A 2,981-nucleotide genomic window follows, 5' to 3' on the forward strand; every position below is an offset into this window, starting at 1 on the left:
ACACCTCTTTTTCAACTTCCTTTTGGCTTCGATGAACTGAAGCACTTGCTGTCGAAACCTACATAACTCATTGAATCTCAAGGAGTTTTCCGTTTAGACTGCGCCGGAAGTGGGGCGAATTATAGACGCCTGGTATTTGCCGTCAACCGTTAATTTCGCTTTTCTTGCAAAACTGGCTTTCTGGCCAGCAAACGCGGGATACGCCGCGTCACGGGCGGAATACGCAGTATCAGAAGCACTGCACCTATAAAGGCATAGATCGCCCATTCCTCAAGATCAGCGCGCACGATCCACAGCATATGCAGTAAACCCAAACCCAGAATCACGTACGCCAGGCGATGCAGCTTCTTCCAGCGCGAGCCCAAACGACGCTGACTGTAGCGATTGGACGTCACCGCCAACGCCAACAATCCTAGAAAACCCAACGCCCCTACTATTATGTAAGGCCGCTTGCGCAACTCGACCGCCAGCTGCGACCAATCAAACCCCAGGATAAACGCCATATAACTGCACAGGTGCAACACCACATAGGCGAAACACCAAAGCCCCAACTGCCGGCGAACCGCAATCCACCCCGCCCAACCGGTGAGTTTCTGCATCGGCGTCATGCTCAGGGTGATCAGCAACAACACCAAGGTTCCCAACCCCAGCCGATCGACCAACACTTTGCCGGGATCAGGGCCGAGCAAATCCTCAAGCGCTTGATACAACCAGAGCATCGGCCAGATCGCTGCCGCAATGAAAACGCCTATACGCCAGAACGGAAAGCGCATCAGTAGTTCTTCCGCAGATCGAGCCCTGTATATAAAGAAGCGACTTCATCCGAGTAGCCGTTGAACATCTGCGTATCGCGCACGTTCGGTTTGAACAGACTGTTCGGCAATCGTCGCTCCCGTGCCTGCGTCCAGCGTGGGTGATCAACCGTTGGATTCACGTTCGCGTAAAACCCATACTCATCCGCCGCAATGCTTTGCCAAGTGGTTTTCGGCTGCTCGCTGACCAGACTGATACGCACGATGGATTTGACGCTCTTGAAGCCATACTTCCACGGCACCACCAAACGCAGCGGCGCGCCGTTCTGATTTGGTAACTCGCGGCCATACATGCCCACCGCCAGAATCGCTAAAGGATTCATTGCCTCATCCAGACGCAAGCCTTCTACATACGGCCAGTCGATCAAGGCAAAACCGGAGCGCTGCCCCGGCATGGTCTTGGGATCCTGCAGCGTTTCAAAGCGGATGTACTTGGCATTAGCGTTTGGCTCGACTTGCTTGAGCAACGCCGAGATTGGAAAACCGATCCACGGAATCACCATCGACCACGCCTCTACACAGCGCAACCGATAGATACGTTCTTCCAGTTGATACGGTTTCATGAAGTCTTCCAGCGCATACCGACCCGGCTTACCCACCTCCCCGTCTATCACCACACTCCACGGTTCGGTTTTCAGCGAGCCGGCATTCGCCGCCGGATCCCCCTTGTCGGTGCCGAACTCGTAGAAGTTGTTGTAGTGAGTGGCGTCTTTAAAAGGTGTGATCGCCTCATCCTTGACGTTGACTGCTCCCCATTTAGTAGAGGACAGCTTCTCGTTAAACCAGGCAGGCGCTTTACCGGGTTCGACATCGGCGTACCGAGCGGCATCCTCGGCATTGGCCCAACGCGGCAGGCTACTGACGGCGATACCGGCAGCAGTGGCACCGAGCAATTGGCGGCGCGAGAGATAAATGGATTCAGGCGTGACATCCGACTCGTTGCAGTCAGACGCTTTGGGGATTTTGATCAGCATGACAACTCCGCAGCTTTGGAGGACAGATGCACCCATAGACTGCGGAGTATGCGTGAAATTACATCACTCGGCTTTTTTGTGCCGACGAAGGTGCAACAAGTATTGCACCGGGCCGGACGCTGCATAGGCGAGGAACACCAACAGCAGAATGCGCGGCGGATCGCTGAACACAACGGCAAACACCAGCACCACGGCAAGAATCGCCACGAATGGCACGCGCCCTTTCAAGTCCAGCTCTTTAAAGCTGTTGTACTTGATGTTGCTGACCATCAGCATGCCGGCCGCCGCGACCATCAGCGCAACGAGGAACGACATCTTCGACCCCTGAATGCCGTAATCGCTGAACGCCCAGACGATACCCGCCACCACACCCGCCGCTGCCGGACTGGCCAGACCGATGAAATAGCGCTTGTCTGCCGTGCCGACCTGGGTGTTGAAGCGCGCCAGACGCAATGCCGCGCCGGCGACATAGATGAAGGCGACCATCCAGCCGACCTTGCCCATATCACCCAACGCCCAACCGAAGGCCAGCAGCGCCGGTGCGACACCGAACGCGACCATGTCCGACAGCGAGTCGTACTCGGCGCCGAAGGCACTTTGCGTATTGGTCATGCGCGCCACACGACCGTCGAGGCCGTCGAGCACCATGGCGACGAAAATCGCGATTGCGGCAAAGGCGAAATACTTGCTCGCGTTGACGGAATCCCCGGCACTCAATGCCGCCTGTGCGCTCATCGAGTTGATGATGGAGTAAAACCCTGCGAACAGGTTCGCAGTGGTGAACAGATTCGGCAGCAGATAGATACCACGATGCCGGACTTTACGACCTTCTGCGTCGTGCCCTTCTTCGATGTGTTCATCGATGGGCAGCAGGCTTTCGGCGTCAGAAGCCTTGTTCGGCTCTTCGGGACGTTCGCTCATGGACATTACCTTGCAACGGTTTGGAGAAATTTCGACAGGTGCTTGAGGACGACAGTTCGGCCACAAACGCTGCAGCTTTATACCAGAACCACCGGCTCAAACGAAAAAACGCGGCCGAGGCCGCGTTTTCCGTACAAGAAGGACGACTTAGTTTTTGGCTTTGTCGACGATCTTGTTGGCACCGATCCACGGCATCATGGAGCGCAGTTGCTCGCCGATGATTTCGATACCGTGAGCGGCGTTGTTACGACGCTTGGCGGTCATCGAAGGGTAG

The 2,981-nt window shown here is 55.9% G+C and carries 3 protein-coding genes and 1 pseudogene; all 4 read right to left on the reverse strand.

Features of this window, described 5'->3' with window-relative positions:
* Positions 1–149: 149 nt before the first annotated feature.
* Positions 150–773 (reverse strand): protein-methionine-sulfoxide reductase heme-binding subunit MsrQ, encoded by a 624-nt coding sequence (gene msrQ / locus ACIP1X_RS28430; RefSeq protein ID WP_212550778.1) that lies wholly within the window; start codon positions 771–773, stop codon positions 150–152.
* Entirely contained in the window at positions 773–1,786 is a 1,014-nt protein-coding gene (msrP, locus tag ACIP1X_RS28435) for a protein-methionine-sulfoxide reductase catalytic subunit MsrP (RefSeq protein WP_053123853.1), read from the reverse strand. Before msrP ends, msrQ begins: the two co-directional genes overlap by 1 nt.
* Positions 1,787–1,849: 63 nt before the next feature.
* On the reverse strand, positions 1,850–2,707 hold the full coding sequence (gene pssA / locus ACIP1X_RS28440; protein WP_053123855.1) for a CDP-diacylglycerol--serine O-phosphatidyltransferase: 858 nt from the start codon (positions 2,705–2,707) through the stop codon (positions 1,850–1,852).
* A 147-nt stretch (positions 2,708–2,854) separates the two neighbouring features.
* Positions 2,855–2,981: pseudogene (locus ACIP1X_RS28445) on the reverse strand (ketol-acid reductoisomerase); the annotation flags it as partial.

Source organism: Pseudomonas sp. NPDC088885 (genome assembly GCF_044750025.1).
Taxonomy (GTDB): domain Bacteria; phylum Pseudomonadota; class Gammaproteobacteria; order Pseudomonadales; family Pseudomonadaceae; genus Aquipseudomonas; species Aquipseudomonas rustica.

Bases quoted from the DNA above. Each gene is read 5' to 3' on its own strand.
- msrQ (WP_212550778.1), bottom strand. From the start codon at position 773: ATGCGCTTTCCGTTCTGGCGTATAGGCGTTTTCATTGCGGCAGCGATC.
- pssA (WP_053123855.1), bottom strand. From the start codon at position 2,707: ATGAGCGAACGTCCCGAAGAGCCGAACAAGGCTTCTGACGCCGAAAGC.
- msrP (WP_053123853.1), bottom strand. From the start codon at position 1,786: ATGCTGATCAAAATCCCCAAAGCGTCTGACTGCAACGAGTCGGATGTC.